Below are 19849 nucleotides of genomic sequence, written 5' to 3' on the forward strand. Positions count from 1 at the left end.
TTTCGCCTTCCCGAGCGCGTTTACACATGTCAGACGGGTCCGTAGAATCCGGAACCCTTATGGCGCGCCCGAAGAGTCAGAAAAACGTAATCAGGAAGCGGAGTTACACGGCCGGCCGGGTGGCCCGGCAGGTTCCTCTCGTCCCCGAGCCCAACAGGCTCCTGAAGGTCTGGCGTCGCGTGCTCGAACGGCGGCTGCGCACGCGCCTGCGCGCGAAGGTGGCGCTGGAGATTCACGACAACACGCACACCATGCTGACGTTCCAACGCCAGCGGGCCATGTGGCGGCTTCGGCTGCACCACATGTTCCTGGTCGCTCCGGACGACGTGGTGCAGGCGCTCGCCAGCTTCGTGCGCAAGGGTGACCCGGACGCCAGCGTGCTGCTGGACAAGTTCATCGAGCGCAACCGCGTCTACATCCGGCGCCTGTCTCCGGCGCAGATGCGCAAACGCATCCGGCTGGAGCCCGTGGGGCAGCATCACGATTTGGAGCGCATCTACGACCGGCTGAACGAGCGCTACTTCGACGGCCGCATCGACGCGGCCATCACCTATGGCCCGGCGCCGCGGGTGAAGGGGCCTCGCAAGAGCATCAAGATGGGCTCCTACTCCGCGGACTCGAAGGTCATCCGCATCCACCCGGCGTTGGACCAGCCGGTGGTGCCCCGCTACTTCGTGGAGTGGATTGTCTTCCACGAGATGCTCCACCACGTGTACCGGACGCGGAAGGGCGACGACGGGCGGCGCTGCATCCACCCTCCCGAGCTGATGGAACACGAGAAGCAATTCCACGACTACGCCCGCGCCGTCGCGTGGGAGCGGGAGAACCTGGACCTGCTCCTGCGTGCCCGCGTGACGCCGGCCTGAGTGGCCGCGCGTGGGTCCCCTGTGCTCAGGGGATGATGAGCCCGCCGGGGCTGCGCCGCTCCAGCGAGGGGGACGGCGCGGCCTCCACGGGGCCGGTGTCCGCGCCGGCCCGCGCCCCAGTGGCGGCCACCAGGGCCACCACCTTCTCGAAGAGCCGCTCGGCGAAGCGGGAGAGGGGCTCCTGGGCCCCATGGAAGAGCCGGCGGGCCTCGGCCCGGGCAAGCTCCGCCTCACGTGGGCGGCTGCTCCGCTCGAAGTAGTCCGCCATCCGCCACAGCCGCAGCGCATAGCGCTGGCGCACCTCGGGGGTGAAGAAGTCCCGCGCCACGCCGAGCACCGCCGCCTGGAGCTGCTCCTGGCGCTGCACGTCGCTCAGCGACAGGGGGCTGTGCACCACTTCGTCCATCTTCTGCACCAGGGCCCGCATGTCGGGCTCCGGAGGCAGCCACGAGGCCAGCTCCACGGTGTCATGGAGGACGTCGGCTTCCAGCGCGCGGCGGAGGTCCTCGGGCTCGGGCGGGGGCAGCTCGGTGGGGGACAGCCGCGGCTGGACGCCGAAGTGGCGCAGGACCACGTCCAGTCCGTCGGGGAAGGGCGTGCGGGTGCGCAGGTTGGTTCCGGCGGCCTCGGCCAGCAGGACCGCGGCTTGCTCCAGCGGCAGCTCCACGATGCCGCCGTGGGCCAGTCCGTCCTTCACCAGCTTCCGCCAGGTGGCGCGGTTCCTGTCCCCCAACTGGAGCGCCACCACGCCGAGCTCGTCGGACAGCTGCATCTGCACCACCTCCACGCCCGCGCCGCGCAGCACCCGGGCCAGCACCAGCGCCCGCTCGCCGCCACCGGTGACGGCGCTGGCCAGCGCGTTGAGGGACTCGGGCGCGGCGGTACGGGCCGGCTCGACAGGGGCGGCACGCGCGGGCCCGGCCACGGCGACGCCACGCGAGCGGAGCTGGTAAAGCGCCTTCTTCGCGGCCTTGGCCAGGGCCTTCACCGACGAGGATGACAGGGCCTCCGGCAGGGCGGTGTGCCCGTCCGACACGGCGGCTTCGAGCACGGCCAGGGCCAGCGGCTCCGGAAGCGCCTCCACGCTGGCGAGGGCGGCCTGGGACACGTCGCGTGCCAGGGCGCGGGCGGACTCCACCGCTTCGGCGGGAAAGGCGGGCAGCGGCGCGCCGGAGCGCAGGGCGTCCAGCAGGGAGCGAGGGTCCGAAGAGGAGGAACGCATACCGGACCTTCTACTGCACGGCGCCTGTCCCGGGGCATGCCCCGCGCGGGCATTGCGCCCACCAAATCACAGTGCCAGGCGCGCCGGAGGACTCAGCGCCGGCGCACCAGCGCGCTCCTGCCTGGCTCCGCCACCACGGCCAGCTCGGACTGGAGTCGCGGACCGAACACTCGCGACGGCGGCGCGCCGCGCACGAGGAAGTGGTCGTACCAGACGCCCTGCCGCGCGTAGTCCAACTGCTGCGGCCGCCACTCGGAGGGGAAGGTGGGGGGCTCCTCGCCGGTGTAGCGCAGCGGGGAGTGCGGCGTGGACGCGAAGGTGAAGTTGGGCACGCCGCCGCGCGCCCGGGCCAGCACCGCCGCGCTGTGGATGAAGACGGGCTGTCGCACCACCCGGGAGCCGGGGTCGAACATCAACCCCATGACACGTGGGCGCGGGGCGGTGGCGGCCACCAGCGGCCCCCATTCGGCCTGCGCCTCGCGGGAGAAGGCGCGGTAGCCGCGCACCATGACGAAGGCCAGCACCACCGCGCACGCCAGGGCGGCGACGCGCAGGGGCCTCCGCCACGCGGGAATGGCCGCTGGGACGGTGGCCACCAGGAGCGCGGCGGCCAGGTGCGCGTAGCGCGTGTTGAGGTAGTAGACGTAGCCGCGGATGTCGAAGGGCAGCAGGAAGTAGAGCGCCAGGGCCAGCAGCCCCAACCCCATCAGCCGCGAGCGCGCCACCAGGCCCTGCGTATTGGCGCGCGCTGGCCGCAGCAGTCCCGCGGCCCAGCCCGCCACCGCCACCGCGCCCACGGCGTACAGCGCCCACCGGTCCGAGCCATCCCGGAAGGTGTTGGCGAGCACCTGGAAGAGCTCGGCGCGGTTCTGCTCGAAGGCCTTCCACGCCAGGTTCTGCGGAGAGAAGGTGGGGCCCCACGCCTTCCAGGGCACCCCGGGCTGGATGTCCGCGGGCTCGCCGAAGCGCAGCACCACCCAGCCGAGGAACAGCGCGACGCCGGGCACCACCCCCAGCAGCGCGGGCACGCGAGGCCGCAGCCGCGCGGCGAGCCCACTGGCTTGTGCGTCCTCGGTCACGCGCGTGGTGAGCAGCAGCCAGGGCAGCCCGAAGGCGAGGAATCCGAAGGCCTGCACGTGGAAGAGGAGCACCGCCACCAGGCACACCGCCAGCCCGCCGCCCCACGTCCGGCGGCGAGGCGTGTCCTCCAGCGTGCGCACGAAGAGGCCGCAGCACAGCAGCGTCAGCGGCAGCGCGGCGCAGTAGTTGATGAAGCCCCAGTTGAAGCTGTCGCCGTAGGCGAAGGGCAGCGCCAGCAGGGCGGGCCAGGTGGGCCGGCCCAGGCTGCGCAGCAGGAAGCCGAGGCTGAGCGGCAGCCCCACCACGTAGGCGGAGAGGAAGACGCGGTTGGCCAACTCCAGCGGCAGCAGCCAGTTGAGGCCGCTGACCAGGTAGTAGTAGCCCAGGTACGGCGTCAGCGCGTGACGCGCGGCGAACAGCTGCGGGTACAGCGTGGTGGGGTCATCCAGCCGGTGCAGGACGGAGATGAGGTACAGGTGCTGGGGCAGGTCCACCAGGGGCAGGTGGCGCGACACCCACAGGGGGAGCACCCCCAGGACGAGCGCGGCGGTATGGACGAGGCGGGAGTGTCGGGGCGTCACGGAAGGCGCGGACTGTACGCGGCGCCTCCCGGCACGGCGAGCCGCCCGTGCAGCCCGGCCAGCGCCTGTGTCCCAGGTAGACAAAGGTATGGCTGTCGGCCTTGGCAGGCAAGGAGGGCTGCGGTATAGGCGCCAGTCGAGCAGGGGCGCCTGGAGCGCCCCGAGGAGAGCACCATGACGCGCATCGGAACGTGGGTGGCCGGAGGGCTGATGGCCAGCGGCCTGCTCCTGGCACCGGGCGCGGCGGAGGCCTGCGAGGCCCACCGGCGTCCTGCCCCGGAAGTGACGCCCGCGAAGGCCACGCCGTCGGACGCCGAGCCCTCCACCCGCGGCGTGGAGCGCCCGTTGGATGTGCTGGACTCGCTCATGGCCGCCAAGTGCCAGTGCGGCAGCAAGGCGGACTGCACGTGCAAGAAGGGCTCGTGCGATTGCGGCAAGTGCAAGAAGCCGAAGCGGCGGGTGATGGACGCGCTGCGCGGCCAGCCCGCGAACCTGAAGCTCGACGAGGCGCGCTACGACGCGTCCGCGGGCATCTTCATCTAGGCGTCTGGGCGGAGCCCTTCTCCGCCTTCACCACCAGCAGCGACGGCAGGGCCACGCGCTCGAAGCGCACGAAGCCGGCCGCCGCGGCCTCCCGGCGCAATTCGGCCTCCCCCCGTGGATGCAGGCCCACGCCGCGGTGGAGCAGTGCCCGGGGCGCTCCCGGCGCCGCGTAGGTGCTGGCCACCCAGCGGCCTCCGGGCCGCAGCACGCGGTGGACCTCCATCATCATCCGGGGCAGGTCCGCGACGAAGGGCAGCGCGTCACTCATCAACACCGCGCCCAGCACCCCGTCCTGGAAGGGGATGTAGGGGGCTTCGGCGCGCAGGAAGTCCACGGCGACGCCGGCCTCGCGCACCTGGGCCACGCCTTCTTCCAGCATGGCGCGGGACACGTCGAGCGCGGCCACGGGCGGCGCGTCGGGCTCATGCGCCAGCCGCCGCGCGAGCTGTCCCGTGCCGCAGCCCACGTCCAGCACGGGGCCTCCGGGGGTGCCCAGGAGGCTGCGGTAGAGGACGAACTCGCTGTCGCCATCCAGCGGCTGACGGGTGAGGGCGCGCTGGAGCACGGGGCGCATGTAGCGCTCATAGGAGCGCGCCACCCAGCGCTGCTCCATGCCGCGCTGCAGCGGGCCGGACGCGGCGGGGTCCACCACCAGGTCGGCGACGCCCTCGGCCACCGGGTGGCTGGCGCCGCACGTCTGGCAGCGCAGCGGACCGAAGAAGAGTACCGGGGCGTCCACCTCCGGCTGGAGGGCGCCACGCCGGCACCGGGGACACCGCAGGAGAGGAACGAGCGCGCGCCGCATGGGGCCGGCAAGGGTACCGTCCCCCGTGCGGCGCGAGAACCTGTTTTCCGCCGGACGCCGTCAGGCCGAGGGCTGCGTGCGTGGCACGCGCTTGTCCTCGGCCACCAGCACCGGCCAGCCGCGGGCCATGGCCTCGCGGAAGAAGGCGGCCAGCTCCCGGCGGCTGTGATTCACCGCGCCCAGGAACGGGTCGATGAGGGACTCTTCGCCCAGGCTGCGCGTGGCCGCCAGCTCCACCGGCGTGCCGCAGCGCTCGCAGCGGATGGACACCTGACGCACCAGGGCCACCGGCACCGCGTACCGGGCGCCGCAGTCTCCGCACTTCCACACCAGGGCGCGCTCACCCGCCTCGCGGCGCGCCAGGTTCTCCAGCTCGTCCGCCAGCCGCAGCAGCGCCGGGAGGTCCTGGGGAGGTTGCGCGAAGACGGCGGACGGGCCGTAGCCCGCCTCGGGCGCGCCCAGCGACGGGGGCCGGTCCCCCTGCAACAAGGTGCGCAGCCTGTCCTTGGCGCGCGTGTCTCGGAACTCAGCGCCGGTGAGCGCACGCTCCACCGCCTCATGGACCGGAGGCAGCTCCGGCTCGAGGCGCTCATCGTCCGGCAACGCCTGGGGGAAGTTCACCAGTCGGTGCGCGGGGACTGCGAGGAATCGGAAGGCCACGGTGGCTCCATCGCATTGTGCTTCGTGGGGTGCAAGACGCGAGTTGGCAAATGTCCGCTGCCGCGGGTTATCCACGGACTGTCTACTGAGACCAGTCCAGCATGCGTTGCAGCGGCGCGCGAGCACCCTCGCGCAGGTCCTCGGGCATGGTCAGCTCGGGCGTGCGCTCCTTCATGCACCGCCAGAGCTTCTCCAGCGTGTTCAGCCGCATGTACGGGCACTCGTTGCACGCGCAGCCGTTGTCCGGCGGCGCGGGGATGAACGTCTTGTCCGGCGCGGCCCGCTTCATCTGGTGGATGATGCCCGCCTCCGTCACCACGATGAACTGCCGCTTCGGGCTACGCACCGCGTAATCCAGAATCGCCTTGGTGGAGCCAATGAAGTCCGCGTGGCGCAGCACCGCCTGCTCACACTCGGGGTGGGCCACCACTTCCGCCTCCGGGTACTCCACCTTCAGCTGCACCAGCTTCTTCTCGCTGAAGATTTCGTGGACGATGCAGCTGCCCGGCCACAGCACCATGTCGCGGCCCGTCTGCTTCATCACGTAGCGGCCCAGGTGCTGGTCCGGCGCGAAGAGAATCTGCCGGTCCTTCGGCACCTGGTTCACGATTTTCACCGCGTTGGACGACGTGCAGATGACGTCGCTCATGGCCTTCACCGCGGCGGAGCTGTTGACGTAGCTCACCACGAAGGCGTTCGGGTGTTTGTCCTTGAACGCCTTGAAGGCCCCCGGCGGGCACCGGTCCGACAGCGAGCAGCCCGCCTTGAGGTCCGGCAGCAGCACCTGCCGGGACGGGTTGAGGATTTTCGCCGTCTCCGCCATGAAATGGACGCCACAGAAGACGATGACGTCTGCCTTCGTGCGCGCCGCGGCCTGCGCCAGTGCCAGGCTGTCGCCCACGAAATCCGCGAGGTCCTGAACTTCGCTCTCCTGGTAATAGTGCGCCAGGATGACTGCGTTCATGGAACGCTTGAACTCCTGGATTTCCTTCGCGTAGTCGACTTCGGCGCCCATGGCACCTCCCGAGTCCCACATTTAACCGGGACTGGAAGTGCCGGCCAGGGTGCGGTTTGCCCCACTTCGTTCATGCCCGGGTGGTCGCGAATCAAGCGGGCGGCCCTTTTCCAACATCCGCCCTGTCCTCATGCTGGGGCACTCCCTTCCCCATGAGGTCCGGTAAGATGGTGAGCCGGGCCGGACGCCGCGCATGCGGTTCGGCCATTGCATCTGGGAACTTCGAACCACGGGGGGAATGTGAGGGGGCGCCGTCGGAAGGTCCGGCGGGGCGGTGGCGGCTGGCGGTCACATTCCGACCCGTGAAGTGGTTCATCCGGGAGCAGGCGGCTCTGACCCGGTGGAGGAGGACATATGACCGTGACGACGCGCGCAGTGCTGGTCGTGCATCCGGAGGCGGAGCGTCGAGGACGGCTCCGCGCCTTGCTGGATGGCTACGAAGTGCTCGAAGCCTCCAACCGGCAGGAGGCGGTCGAATTCCTCTCGAAATCCGCTCCCGCGCTGGTGTTGACGCATCCGGACATCTTTCCCCGGTTGTTGAAGGACCTGGAGCGCTACACGCCGCGCTCCATCCGCGCGGTGCTCTGCCCCAGGGACAACGCGCAGGCCCACCACAGCCTGGTGGACGTGGCCGCCGCGGGGCACATGTTCTTCACGCTGGAGGATGACCCCAGCCCGGCGCTGCGCCGCGCCGTCCAGGAGTTGCTGGAGCTGCGCGAGTCCGAGCGCCGCGAGCCGCACGGCGTCCTGGAGGCCTGCTTCACGGCGGATGGCACGACGTTCCGCGCGCGGCTGCTCGACGTGGCCACGGGGGGGCTGGGCCTGCGCCTGGAGTCCAGCGTGCGCATCGAGCGGCTCACGCCGGGCACGGAGCTGGAAGGGCTCCAGGTGCTGCGCGGCGACACGCTGGTGCTGCGCGCCGGCCACGCCACGGTGCGCATGGTGCGCCCGCTGCGCGCGCACGAAGGCCAGGGCTTCCACCTGGGCGTGTCGCTGGAGCGCCCCGTGGAGCACGCGCGCTCTTCCGCCGCGCCGCTGCTCAACGACTCGGTGCGCATCCGCGGCCTGCTGCGCCGCGCCGTGCGCGCGGGGGTGGGCTTCGGGCTGCGCACGCACGAAGGCAACCGGTTGGTGGACTTCTCCCGCGCGGAGGTGCTGCCGGAGGAGTCCCGCCTGGTGCTGAGCGAGCAGTCGCAGCCGGGCATGCTCTTCCATCCGGGCGACGTGGTGCGGCTGTGCCTGGACTTCGGCGGCGTGTGCCACGTGGGCACCACGGCGGTGCTGGCCTCGGAGCCGAACCAGGTGGAGGTGGCCCTGCCGCGCACGCTGAGCCTGCACCACCGCCGCAACAGCCTGCGCTTCCGCTCCTCGGCGGAGCGGCCCTTCGCGGTGTCCTTCAACTCGCCGCTGACGGGGGAGGCCATCGTCCGCCCGCTGCTGGACCTGCACACCGGCGGCTTCGCCTTTCCCTTCGACGCGGGCCGGGAGGCCTTCCCGCCGGGGCTGGTGCTGGACGACGTGATGCTGCAGCTGCCGGACGGCACGCGCTCGCGCTGCCGCGCGCAGGTGCAGGACACCGGGCAGCTCACGGTGACGGAGGAGGGCGCCAGCATGAGCCGCCCGCGCCGCTGCGGCCTGCGCATCCTGGAGCTGGCGCCGGAGGCCCGCGCCGCCATCCTGGACGCCTTCATCAAGGCGCGGTGTCCCGATGCGCGCGACGCCTCCGAGCTGCCCTTCTCCGACGTGTGGGACTTGTTCCGCTCCGCGGACGTCCGATTTCCCGACTACCCCTTCCACGAGACGGCGACGCCCGAGCCGCTGGTGGACGCGCACCAGCGGCTGGGCAACGGCATCCACGGCCTGTCCAAGGCCATCGTCTATCAGCGCGAGGGCCGGCTCTACGGCCACATCTCCGGGCTGCGCATCTACTCGCGCACCTGGCTGTCGCAGCACCTGGTGGTGCGGCCGGGCTACCACCGGCACGAATCCATCTCCCAGGAGCTGGTGGCGCTCGCGGCCGACTACGCGGAGAGCCTGGACGACGTGGAGTACCTGCGCGCGCTGTGGCGCTGCCGCAACCGGTGGACGTCGCGAATCTACGGCGCCATCGCCAGCCGGTTGGAGCGCCCGGGCTTGAGCTGCCTGCATGCCTTCACGCCGTGCCGGCTCCCCGTGGACGCCGCGCTGCCGCCGCCTCGGACGGATTTGCGCGTGCGCCCCGCGGAGACGTCCGATTTGCGCTGGCTGGAGCAGCACCTGCGGGAGACGCAGGACGTGGTGCGCCTGCGCAGCTCGGACCTGGTGGAGGGCGAGATGACCATGGGGACGCTGGGCGGGCGCTACTCGGACGCGCGGCTGCGGCGCTCGCGCGGCATCGCCCTGGTGGAGGGCAAGGACGGGCCCCAGGGCTTCGTCCTCATGGAGGACTCGTCGCCCGGGCTCTTCTGGGCGGAGTGGTACAACGCCTTCTCGCTCGTCATGGTGGAGCCGGATGCGGGGGAAGCGGATGCCGTGCGCCAGGCGCTGGTGACGCACGCGGTGGCGGACTCGGCCCGGCGGGGTCGCTCCACCGCGGAGTGCCTGGCTTCGGACGCGGACCTGCCCGCCCTGGAGACCCTGGGTTTCCACAACCTGGGCAAGGTGATGGAGTTCACGGCCCACCGCCGGCTCGTGCGTGATTGGAACGCCTACCTGCTCGCCGTCTTCGAGCGGCTGGCGGCCCATGGCCGGGGTGGTGGCCGGGTGGATGACAAGGACATCGCGGCATGACCTACCTGATGGAGTCGGCCCAGGAGGTGCACCGCCTGCAAGCGCAGGCGAGCGCCACCTCCTACGCGGACCGGCTGAGGCTCACCGGACTGAGGTCTGGGGACGCCGCACTGGATGTGGGCTGTGGTCCCGGCGTCATCACCTCGGAGCTGCTGGACGTGGTGGGGCCGCAAGGCCGCGTGGTGGGCATCGAGCCACAGGCCGAACACCTGGCGGCGGCCCGGGTGCTGCTGGCGGGCAGGCCCAATGTGGAGCTGCGTCAGGGCGCGCTGCCGGACACACGGCTGCCCGCCGACCACTTCGACTACGTCTGGTGCCAGTACGTCTTCGAGTACCTGGGAGAGCCGGGCCCCGCGCTCGCGGAGCTGGTGCGAGTCGTCCGGCCGGGTGGGCGCGTGGTGGTGGCGGACATCGACGGGGTGGGGCTGTGGAACTGGCCCTTTCCGGAGGACCTCCAGGCGGAGAGCCAGAAGCTGCTGGCCGCCCTGCGCGCGGCGCGCTTCGACCTGCACGCGGGCCGCAAGCTGTTCCACCTGTTCCGCAAGGCCGGGCTCGCGGACGTGCGCGTGCACATCTCCCCGTTCTACGTGGCGGCGGGCGCGGTGGACGCGCGGCTCCACGAGGACTGGGTCATTCGCTTCCGGACGCTGCGCCCGCTCGCTGAGCCCTTTTTCGGGGGCGCCGGCCCCTATGACGCATTCTGTGAACGCTTCCTCGCACTCCTGGACGACGCCGACACCCTCAAATATGCGATGGTGTTGACGACCGAAGGAGTGAAGCGTTGACCGTCCCCGCGGAACTGGCCTCCGCACCGTCAGCACCCGACACACCCGAGCTGAGTGTCCGGATGCTGCGCAGCGTGATGCTGTACTACGAGCGGACCTACGGCCGGGACCGGCTGGTGCGGGTGTGGCAGCGCGAGGAGCTGCCGCTGACGTTGGCGTACGTGGAGACGCTCACCAACTTCGTCTCCGTGGGGTTCACCGAGCGGCTCTTCGACGTGCTCGACAAGGACTCCGGCGATCCGGACTTCATGACGAAGGCGGGGCGCAGCATCGCCAGTCCGGAGGCGGTGGGCTTCCTCTATTACATGATGAAGGCGCTGGCCACGCCGCGCAGCGTCTACGAGCGCGCGCTGGAGCTGGACCACACGTACAACCGCGTGGGCGGCTTCCACATCGACACGCTCACCGACTCGCGGGTGCAGGTGCGCTACGTCAGCCGCATCCGCGAAAGAGATCGCAACTTCTGCCGCGCGCGCCAGGGCAACCTGTCCGCGTTCCCCGCCATCTGGAACCTGCCCCTGGCGGAGGTGAAGGAGCTGCGCTGTCAGGTGGATGGCGCGGACTGCTGCGAGTACGACATCCGCTGGCAGAGCCTGCCGCCCCTGGCGTGGCGCTACATCGTGGGGGGCATGGCGGGCATGGTGGCCGGCCTGCTGTCGGGCACGTTGAACCTGGCGCCGCCCATCTTCGCGGTCAGCTCCCTGGGCATGGTGGGTGTGGCGGCGGGGGCGTGGCTGGACACGCGCGCGGCCCTGCTGCGCAAGGACGAGAAGCTGTCTGAGCAGCACCAGGGACTGCAGACGTCCCTGGAGGACCTGCAGCTGCGCAACGAGGAGATCTTCGCCGCCAACAAGGCGCTTGAGGACCGCGTGGCCGAGCGGACGCAGGAGCTGTCCGAGGCCAATACGAAGTTGGAGGCGTCGCTCTCGCGGCAGCAGGAGCTGGACCGGCTCAAGAGCGAGTTCTTCGACAACGTGAGCCACGAGCTGCGCACGCCGCTCACGCTCATCCTGCTGACGCTGGAGGCGCTGGCGAAGCAGGCGGAGTCGCTGCCGTCAGAGGTTCCTCCGCTGGTGACGAACATGGAGCGCAGCGCGCAGCGCCTGCTGCGGCTCATCAACAACCTGCTGGACCTGGCGCAGTTGGAGTCGGGCAAGGCGCGGCTGCGCTACCAGCCGCTGGAGCTGTTCGGCTTCCTCAGCACCGTGGTGCCGCCCTTCCACACCATGGCGGACCGGCAGGGCGTGACGCTTCGGCTGGAGGGCGCCACGGTGACGCCCATCCATGTGGACCACGAGCGCATGGACATCGTCTTCCAGAACCTGCTGGGCAACGCGCTGAAGTTCACCCAGAAGGGCGGGGTGACGGTGCGCGTGCGCGAGGACGACTCGGACGTGCACATCGAGGTGGAGGACTCCGGCCAGGGCATTGCCCCGCAGGACATCCCCGTCATCTTCGACCGCTTCTCCCAGGCGGACAACAGCGGCACCCGGCGCTTTGGCGGCTCGGGCATTGGCCTGGCGCCGGTGAAGGAGACGCTGGAGCTGCACGCGGGCGGCATCTCCGTGACGAGCGAGCTGGGCCAGGGCTCCACCTTCCGTGTGCGGCTGCCCAAGGGCACGGCCCACATCCGCGAGGACCTGCGCGAGCGCCGCCAGGCCGTCATGCCCGTGCGCCGGGAGCGCCGCATCTCTGGGGCCTTCCCCTCGCTGGAGCCGACGGGCCAGGACGTCCTGGGCGCCGCGCCTCCGCCGGCCAGGGACCATGCGGGGCCGGGGCCCGAAGCGGCGCGCATCATGGTGGTGGAGGACGACCCGGAGATTCGGAGCTTCCTCGCCAGGATGCTGGCCCAGCACTATCGGGTGCTGGAGGCCATCAACGGCGATGACGGGCGGCAGCGCGCGCTGCGCGAGCGGCCGGACCTCATCGTGTCGGACGTGATGATGCCTGTCATGTCTGGCCTGCAGATGCTGGTCGCCCTGCGCAATGATCCGCAGACGGTGGACATCCCCGTCATCCTCCTCACCGCGCGTCAGGAGGTGTCAGCCAAGGTGGAGGGCCTGGGCACCGGGGCGAATGACTATCTGGGCAAGCCCTTCAGCCCGAACGAGCTGCTGGCGCGCATTGAAACCCAGCTGCGCCTGCGCGAGGCGGCGGTGCGCGCCGCGGAGAACGAGCGGCTGGCGGCCATCGGTCTGCTCACGTCCGGCTTCGCGCACGAGGTGCGCAACCCGCTCAACGGGCTGATGAACGCCCTGCTGCCGCTCAAGGATATGTTGACGGCCGGAGGCTCGGACGTGGAGCTGAGCAAGGCCATGCTGGAAGTCGTGGAGGAGTGCGGCCAGCGCATCCGCCACCTGGCCGAATCCCTGCTCTCCTTCACGCGGACCAGTGAGACGCCGGTGGTGCTGTCCCTGGATTCGTCGCTGGACTCCACGTTGAGCGTGCTGGCGTGGAAGGTGCCGCCGGGCGTCAAGGTGGAGCGCGCGTACCACTGTGGGGAACCGGTGCGAGGCAATCCGGGCGCCCTGAATCAGGTCTGGCTCAACCTCCTGGACAACGCCCTGCGCGCGGTGGGGGACAAGGGCCGCGTGCGCATCTCCACGGCCAACACGGCCGACGAGGCCATCGTCACCATTGGTGATGACGGGGTGGGCATCCGCCCGGAGGACATGGAGCGGCTCTTCCAGCCCTTCTTCTCCACCCGCGCGGCGGGCGAGGGGACAGGGTTGGGGTTGGCGCTCAGCCGCCGCATCATCATCCAGCACGGCGGGAACATCGCTCTGAGCAGTGCTCCAGGGGAGGGCACGCAGGTGGAGGTCCGCCTGCCGCTGCGCCCTGTGGCGCCCCGTGTCACGGGGGGCATGCCCGACCTCGCGTCCGAGCCGCGCGTCGGCCGCCTGGGCTGACGCGGGACGCAAAGGCCCCGCCCGGGCCCACGGCGTCCGGGCGGCAAAGAAGGGGAATTCCCCATCCACTCAGGTGTCCTCCTGGGCTCGGCCCTCGTGTCTGCTACAGTCACGTCACTTTTTCGTCGCACCTCTCCTTTCAAGGAAACCACGGCATGCAAGGCACCGTAGTCGCGGGCGATGCCCGCAAGGGGCACCCGCGAGGGCTCTACCTCCTGTTCTTCACTGAGATGTGGGAACGCATGTCGTATTACGGCATGCGGGGCCTGCTCGTGCTCTTCCTCACGAGCAAGGTCAACGGAGGCTTTGGCTGGTCCACCGCGGACGCGCTCAGTCTCTACGGCACCTATACGGGCCTGGTGTACCTGACGCCCATCGCCGGCGGCTTCATCGCGGACCGCTTCATGGGGCAGCGCCGGGCGGTGGTGCTCGGTGGCGTGTTGATGATGATAGGCCACCTCGTCCTGGCCCTGCCCAGCGTGACGATGTTCTACGCGGGCCTGGGCTTCCTCATCATCGGCAACGGCTTCTTCAAGCCGAACATCTCCACCATGGTGGGCGGGTTGTATGCGCCCGGTGACGGCCGCCGCGACAGCGCCTTCACCATCTTCTACATGGGCATCAACGTGGGCGCGGTGCTCGGCAACTTCATCTGCGGCACGCTGGGTGAGCGCGTGGGCTGGCACTGGGGCTTCGGCGCCGCCGGCGTGGGCATGCTCCTGGGCCTGATTGCCTTCCTGTCGCTGCAGCGCAAGCTGCTGGGGAACGTGGGCCTGGTGCCGGAGAAGATGGTGGCCGCCGCCGAGGCGAAGCCGGGCACCCCGGAGAAGTCGGGCTTCAGCCGCGACGAAATCGATCGCATCGTCGTGATTTTCATCATTGCCCTCTTCGTCGTCGCCTTCTGGACGGGCTTCGAGCAGGCCGGCGGGTTGATGAACTTGTACACGGACGCGAAGGTCAACCGCACCATCCTGGGCTGGGAGATGCCGACCACCTGGTTCCAGAACTTCAACGCCGTCTTCATCGTCGCGCTGGCGCCGATTTTCGCGGGCCTCTGGAGCAGGCTGGCAGCGCGGGGGAAGGACCCGAGCATCCCCGTGAAGATGGGCCTGGGCCTGATGTTCCTCTCCACCGGCTTCCTCTTCATGCTGGGGGCCTCCAGTGAGAGCGCGGCGTCGGGCAAGGCGGCTGCCTGGTGGGTGGTGATGGCCTATCTGTTCCACACGATGGGGGAGCTGTGCCTGTCGCCCGTCGGCCTCTCCATGGTGACCAAGGTCGCGCCAGCGCGCATCGTCTCCGCGATGATGGGCGTTTGGTTCCTGGCGAACGCGGCGGCGAGCAAGCTGGCCGGCGTCCTCGGTGGCTACTCCGAGCAGATGGGCGAGTTTGGCGTGTTCCGCGCCATTGCCATCGCGACGGGCGCCGCCGGCGCCGTGCTGCTCCTCGTCGCGCCCATCCTCAAGCGAATGATGCACGGCACGGACGAAGTGAAGCCCGCCGCGCCGACCTCCGAGTCGCAGGGCGGCTCGGTGGCGGCGGCCTGAGCCGCTGCCCCAGCATCAGTGACTGACGTCGACACGCCGGCGTACCTCAGGGTACGCCGGCGTTCGTGTTTGTGCGCCCACCGCGGGCTTGGGGCACAGGACTGAAGCGCGCCGCGGGCCCGGGAAGCAGAGGCTCACGTCTCCGTGGCCGGGCACGCCTGCGCCTCAATGGGCACCCGGGCCTGCCGCGATGGCTGCCATTCTGTTGTGGCCTCGTCGACGGGGAGGTGGCTTTCTCCAGGGCGATGCACGACGCATCGCGTCGCTGTCGTCATGGGGGATGGATGGGGCGGCGGAGGCCATCGCGCGCGAGAACGCATCAGGCCTGGGCCAAGGCCGACGCGGGGCTGGTGGGTGACGAGACGCGTGCCTGGCTGACCTGGCATCGGCGCAGCCTGCCCCATTCGAAAATTCCATGCGGGCGTTGCTCATCCATCCGGCGTGGTCTTCACGGACGACGCTCGTCCGCTCCTGCGCACAGGAGGCACGAGCTCTCTTTCTGGCGCTTCGGCGGCGTCACCACCAAGACGTCACCAGGTGTTGCCATGACCGGGCTCGTCGCGCATGGCCCGAATTGAAAATTTATGGTTTCTCCATCCAGGGAGAATTCCTGACGGTGTGCGTTGTGAGTGGTTGGCTTCGTTTTCGCGATTCTGTTCGAGCCCGCTTGAGAGTGTAATGGCAACTGGATTTGGCATAAGGGTTTACCGCTAGTGTCTTTGAGTGGAATTGGCACAGTGGGACTGTTGGCGGGCATGTCTGTGGATTGGCGATTTTCAGGTTGCGCTGCGGGGTATGCATTGGCTATCTTTGGACAGACTCCCCCCGCCCTTGATGAACGCCTTGCGGCGTGAGTTGCCCGCGGTGTGTCTTGCGTCTGGTTGGCTTTGTCGCCGCGGTTCTGTCCTGTCCAGATGGGTGAGGTAGTGGCAAACGAAAAGACCGACAGCCCGGTTGAAGACCACGACGAGTTTGTCTTCCCGTGGAATATATTTGAATCACGACGGGATTCCTTGGCTGTGCCCTGGACGTGTGTTCGTTCGCGACCGCGTTGGGAAAAGAAGCTGTGTCGCCTCCTGCGCGCTCGGATGATTCCGTACTACATGCCGGTGGTGATTCGGCAGACGTACAGCGGGCGCAAGCTTCGCGACTCCTCGCTTCCTCTCTTCCCTGGCTTTGTCTTCGTCAAGGGCAGTCACACCAAGGGGGCGTTCAAGGATACGGGGTGTGTCGCGAGCGTCCTGAGCCCTACCTCTCAGATGGGCATCGCGGAGCTTGATAGCCAGATCAGGTCGGTACGTCTCATGCTCGGTCTGGGACGGCCCGTGGTCCTGACTACGAAGTACGAAGTCGGAGAAAAGCTTACGATTGATTCCGGGCCGCTGCGGGGTGTTTCGGGCACGGTCACCTCGACAGCGAACGCAAAAAGGCTCGTGCTCTGGGTCGACATGCTGGGGGTTGGTGCCGCCGTCGAGCTTGGTTGCGATACGACTCTGGCGAGGTCGGGCGCCGGACCGACCCGTGACTTCCAGCTGAGTTCGGCGAGTTCCACGGGGTAGGACCGCTCGGAGGCCGCCACAATGAGTTCTACTTGGTTCCCATTCCGACTCAAGCGTCCCGCACCCGAGCTGCGGTTGGTGTGCTTGCCACCAGCGGGGAAGGGCGGCAGTGTCTTCCGCACCTGGCAGGCGTCGGCGCCAGACTCAATGGAAGTGCTTGCAGTGCAGCTCCCGGGCCGGGAGACGCGCATGCAGGAGCCGCCCATCGACGACGTCGAGTCCTTGGCGGACAAGATCTCCGAAGCGCTGATCCCCTTTTTGCGGCAGCCGATCGCCTTGTTCGGTCATTGCTACGGGGCGGTCGTTGCTTTCGAGGTGGCGCGGCGCCTCCCCGAGGACTTCGTTAGCCTCCTCGGCGTCTCGAGCTGCAAGGCGCCTCACCTGCTGACTCCGGCAGGCTGGTCCACGGAGCGCCGCTCCAACGTGGAGACCGTACGCGAGGCATACGGCGACGCCGTGGCGGACCTGCCCACGGAGCTCCTCGACGAACTCATGCCAGGACTGCTCGCCGACCTGGTCGCGCTGGACCATTACAGTTGCGATCAGTCGCTCAAGCTCACCTGTCCGATACATGTCTTCGTGTGGGAGCAGGACCACACCGTTCGCTCCGCGGACGCACAGGCGTGGGCGCAGTACACCCAGTCAAGGTTCACGAGCACGTTGCTGAACGCCAACCGGGAGGTCCTGGCGCCTCAAGGCGAGGCGATCGCGAAGGCGATCTTCAGCGACCTGGCTCAGGGCGGGGAAGGGCCTCGGCTGGAGTAGGTATCGGCTCGGCCTCCGAGCCGGAAGCCCGGTGCCGCGAGGCAGCCCTCGGAACCGCTCAGGTCACTGACGGCTCTGGCGCGTGAGGCTCGCTTCAGATGCGTGCTGGAGAACTTTCCATTGCTTGCGCGCAGGGGCGAGTGTGGGGGGCGGCGCCGTCGCCGGCCGCCACCCCGGCTGTCAACAACGTGCTGGCACTTCGGCTGGAGGGGCTGTGTTGAACCTTCCGATGGACAAGCCGCGCCCGCCAGAAGGCCGCCGATGCGGCGCGATGATTCTCCGACGCCTCGATGCGCGAACCGAGGACCGGCTGCGACATCTGGCGCTCTCAGAGGGCTGCGGCGCGGAGACGGTGCTCCTCGCGGCCTGGCTGTGTCTGCTGTCGCGCTGGAGCGGTGAGACGTGCGTCGTCGTCGGTCTGCCAACCCATGCCCTCACCCGGCAGGAGCCGAGCCAACGAGCCAACTCCTGCTCCGACACGAGCATGCTCCGTGGTGACCTCTCGGACGATCCCAGCTTCCGTGCGTTCCTGAGGCAAATCGGGGACGCCGTCCCGGTGGGGCGTACGCGCCTGGAGGGCCCTGTCGAACTGCTCGCGGCTGGGCTCGCTCCTGACGCCAACGTGTCGCGTTGCGAGGTGCTGTTCGCCAGCCAGGACACGTCGGTCGAGGCGCCGCGGTTCGCTCCGCGGCATGACCTCGCGCTCATCGCGAGCGAGGCGGCCGGCCAACGAAGCTTCCGGTTCGAATATGCCGCCGAGCTCTTCACAGATGGAACGATTGATGGCCTGGCCGACCAGTTCCTCGTGCTCTTGCGCGGCGTGGTCGAGGCGCCGGACACGCGCGTCTCTTGCCTGCCGCTGCTCGACGCGCGAGAACGCGCTGCGCTCGAGTCCTTGTGGCGCGAGGCCCAGGTCGGCGCGCCGCCCCGGCAGTGCCTGCATGAGGTCGTCTCCGAGCGGGCCCGCCACAGCCCGGAGGCGATCGCGCTCATCTGCGGGGAAGAGCAGCTCTGCTATGGTGAGCTGGACCGGCGCGCGGATTGCCTCGCTGGCGCGCTGACGGCGCTGGGGGCCGGACCGGATGTCCTCATCGGCCTCTGTGCCGAGCGCTCGATCGAAATGATCGTTGGCATCCTCGCCATCCTCAAAGCAGGCAGCGCGTACCTTCCGCTCGATCCGGACCTCCCGCGAGACCGGCTTGCGTTCATGCTCGAGGACGCCAGGCCGCCGGTCGTCCTTACCCAGCGTCGTCTCGGCGAACGGCTCCCGGAGAGCGCCGCGACGCTCCTCTGCCTCGACGAGCTCCCCGAGGGGCTTCCGTCCGCGCCGCCGAAGACGACGACGCCGAAGAACCTGGCCTATTGCATCTACACGTCCGGCTCCACGGGAAGACCCAAGGGGGTCCTCGTCAGTCACGCCAACGTGACGCGGCTGTTGGCCACGACGCGCGACCACTTCTGCTTTGGTGCGCGTGACGTCTGGACCCTCTTCCACTCGTTCGCGTTCGACTTCTCCGTATGGGAGCTGTTCGGCTGTCTGGCGTACGGCGGGCGGCTCGTCATCGTGCCTTTGAACGTGGTGCGGTCCCCGGACCTGTTCTTCGCGTTGCTCGCCCGGCACGCGGTGACGGTCCTCAACATGACCCCCTCGGCGTTCCGGCAGTTCATCACGGTCGCTGCGGAGCGACCGAAGCTCGCGTCGCTGCGGGTGGTGATCTTCGGCGGCGAGGCGCTCTATCCAGCCTCGCTGTCGGCATGGACCACCCAGTATGGCTGGGACCGGCCTTCCCTCGTGAACATGTACGGCATCACGGAGACGACCGTTCACGTCAGCTTCCGGCGGCTGACCGCGGACGATGCCAGGATGCCATCGAAGAGCCCCATCGGCGTGCCGCTTCCTGACCTGGGGATTACGCTCCTCGATGCCGCGCAGACCCCGGTGCCGCGCGGGATTCCAGGCGAGATGTACGTGCGGGGAGCGGGCGTCACCCGCGGATACCTGAACCTGCCCGAGTTGACCGAGCGACGCTTCATCCCCGACCCCTACAGCGGGGCGGGGGACGGGCGGCTCTATCGAACCGGCGATCTGGCCCGGCTGACGTGCGGCGGCGAACTGGAGTATCTCGGCCGCTGCGATGAGCAGGTGAAGCTCCGCGGCTACCGGATCGAACTCGGCGAGATCGAGGCGTGCCTGACCTCGATTCATCCCGTCGCCGAGGCCGTCGCCGGTCTCGTCGGTGACGCCGCCGGCGACAAGAAGATCGTCGCCTGGATCACGGCGAAGGAAGGCCAGCGCCTCGACCGCGCGCGAATCCGGCAGGAGGCAGCGAGCGTTCTGCCGCACTACATGCTCCCGGCCCGCCTGGTCGCGGTGCCGGCGCTGCCCCTGAACGGCAACGGGAAGATCGACCGTCGCCGCCTGCTCGAATGGGTCGATGACGCACGCTCTGACGAGGTCCGGTTCGAGCCGCCGACCAGTGAACTCGAAATCGAGCTCGCGGTGCTCTGGGAACGCGTGCTGGACGTACGGCCGGTTGGAGCCTCGGACAACTTCGTGGACCTCGGCGGCGACTCGCTCCGAGCGATACATCTCGTTCGCGCCGCGCGGGAGCGCAGCATCACGTTCACCATCACCGAGCTGATGGCGGCGAAGTGTCTGGCGGAGCTCGCCGCGATCGCGCGCGTTCACGACGGCCCCGTCGGGCGCGCCCGGCGCGACGTCGAAATGGAGCGCCGATGACGGCAC

The 19849-nt window shown here is 69.4% G+C and carries 14 protein-coding genes; 9 read left to right on the plus strand and 5 right to left on the minus strand.

Annotation, left to right across the window (positions count from 1 at the left end; genetic code table 11):
* Positions 1-119: 119 nt before the first annotated feature.
* On the plus strand, positions 120-866 hold the full coding sequence (locus HV826_RS01925) for a hypothetical protein (RefSeq protein ID WP_176415303.1): 747 nt from the start codon (positions 120-122) through the stop codon (positions 864-866).
* Positions 867-891: 25 nt separating this feature from the next.
* On the opposite strand, the gene HV826_RS01930 is transcribed toward HV826_RS01925, so the two are convergent.
* Entirely contained in the window at positions 892-2088 is a 1197-nt protein-coding gene (locus HV826_RS01930; protein ID WP_176415304.1) for a hypothetical protein, read from the minus strand.
* Between the two features lie 92 nt (positions 2089-2180).
* The gene (locus tag HV826_RS01935) at positions 2181-3749 is read right to left on the minus strand and encodes a hypothetical protein (RefSeq protein WP_176415305.1); all 1569 of its coding nucleotides are present in this window, start codon (positions 3747-3749) and stop codon (positions 2181-2183) included.
* Positions 3750-3923: 174 nt separating this feature from the next.
* On the opposite strand from HV826_RS01935, the gene HV826_RS01940 reads away from it, so the two are divergent.
* A complete protein-coding gene (locus tag HV826_RS01940) occupies positions 3924-4292 on the plus strand; it encodes a metallothionein (RefSeq protein WP_176415306.1) in 369 nt (122 codons plus the stop codon).
* Here HV826_RS01940 and HV826_RS01945 read toward each other — a convergent pair.
* The 3 genes from HV826_RS01945 to nadA form a co-directional block, all read right to left on the minus strand.
* Positions 4285-5031, minus strand: coding sequence for a class I SAM-dependent methyltransferase (locus tag HV826_RS01945; RefSeq protein WP_176415307.1), 747 nt, complete (start codon positions 5029-5031; stop codon positions 4285-4287). The genes HV826_RS01940 and HV826_RS01945 overlap by 8 nt on opposite strands.
* Positions 5032-5157: 126 nt before the next feature.
* Positions 5158-5757, minus strand: a complete 600-nt coding sequence (locus HV826_RS01950) for a hypothetical protein (protein ID WP_176415308.1) — start codon at positions 5755-5757, stop codon at positions 5158-5160.
* Positions 5758-5839: 82 nt separating this feature from the next.
* Entirely contained in the window at positions 5840-6772 is a 933-nt protein-coding gene (gene nadA / locus HV826_RS01955) for a quinolinate synthase NadA (RefSeq protein WP_176415309.1), read from the minus strand.
* A 354-nt stretch (positions 6773-7126) separates the two neighbouring features.
* Here nadA and HV826_RS01960 point away from each other — a divergent pair, with 354 nt between their 5' ends.
* The 7 genes from HV826_RS01960 to HV826_RS01990 all read left to right on the plus strand — a co-directional run bounded on the left by HV826_RS01960 (position 7127) and on the right by HV826_RS01990 (position 19843).
* A complete protein-coding gene (locus tag HV826_RS01960; RefSeq protein WP_176415310.1) occupies positions 7127-9541 on the plus strand; it encodes a hypothetical protein in 2415 nt (804 codons plus the stop codon).
* The gene (locus HV826_RS01965) at positions 9538-10326 is read left to right on the plus strand and encodes a methyltransferase domain-containing protein (RefSeq protein ID WP_176415311.1); all 789 of its coding nucleotides are present in this window, start codon (positions 9538-9540) and stop codon (positions 10324-10326) included. The genes HV826_RS01960 and HV826_RS01965 overlap by 4 nt, the downstream gene beginning before the upstream one ends.
* A complete protein-coding gene (locus HV826_RS01970; protein WP_176415312.1) occupies positions 10323-13235 on the plus strand; it encodes an ATP-binding protein in 2913 nt (970 codons plus the stop codon). The genes HV826_RS01965 and HV826_RS01970 overlap by 4 nt, the downstream gene beginning before the upstream one ends.
* A 155-nt stretch (positions 13236-13390) precedes the next feature.
* Complete coding sequence (locus tag HV826_RS01975) at positions 13391-14779, plus strand: peptide MFS transporter (RefSeq protein ID WP_176415313.1); 1389 nt, start codon at positions 13391-13393, stop codon at positions 14777-14779.
* A 1088-nt stretch (positions 14780-15867) separates the two neighbouring features.
* Positions 15868-16338 carry a hypothetical protein gene (locus HV826_RS01980; RefSeq protein WP_176415314.1) on the plus strand — a complete coding sequence of 157 codons (471 nt, stop codon included), beginning with the start codon at positions 15868-15870 and terminating at the stop codon, positions 16336-16338.
* Positions 16339-16359: 21 nt separating this feature from the next.
* Entirely contained in the window at positions 16360-17103 is a 744-nt protein-coding gene (locus tag HV826_RS01985) for a thioesterase II family protein (RefSeq protein WP_176415315.1), read from the plus strand.
* Between the two features lie 214 nt (positions 17104-17317).
* On the plus strand, positions 17318-19843 hold the full coding sequence (locus HV826_RS01990) for an amino acid adenylation domain-containing protein (RefSeq protein WP_368670819.1): 2526 nt from the start codon (positions 17318-17320) through the stop codon (positions 19841-19843).
* Positions 19844-19849 lie beyond the last annotated feature (6 nt).

This window comes from Myxococcus sp. AM010, from assembly GCF_013372585.1.
Classification (GTDB): Bacteria; Myxococcota; Myxococcia; order Myxococcales; family Myxococcaceae; genus Myxococcus; species Myxococcus vastator.

Coding starts and splice junctions, on each gene's coding strand:
- nadA (WP_176415309.1), bottom strand. CDS start 6,772: ATGGGCGCCGAAGTCGACTACGCGAAGGAAATCCAGGAGTTCAAGCGT.
- HV826_RS01985 (WP_176415315.1), top strand. CDS start 16,360: ATGAGTTCTACTTGGTTCCCATTCCGACTCAAGCGTCCCGCACCCGAG.
- HV826_RS01940 (WP_176415306.1), top strand. CDS start 3,924: ATGACGCGCATCGGAACGTGGGTGGCCGGAGGGCTGATGGCCAGCGGC.
- HV826_RS01930 (WP_176415304.1), bottom strand. CDS start 2,088: ATGCGTTCCTCCTCTTCGGACCCTCGCTCCCTGCTGGACGCCCTGCGC.
- HV826_RS01975 (WP_176415313.1), top strand. CDS start 13,391: ATGCAAGGCACCGTAGTCGCGGGCGATGCCCGCAAGGGGCACCCGCGA.
- HV826_RS01980 (WP_176415314.1), top strand. CDS start 15,868: ATGATTCCGTACTACATGCCGGTGGTGATTCGGCAGACGTACAGCGGG.
- HV826_RS01960 (WP_176415310.1), top strand. CDS start 7,127: ATGACCGTGACGACGCGCGCAGTGCTGGTCGTGCATCCGGAGGCGGAG.
- HV826_RS01965 (WP_176415311.1), top strand. CDS start 9,538: ATGACCTACCTGATGGAGTCGGCCCAGGAGGTGCACCGCCTGCAAGCG.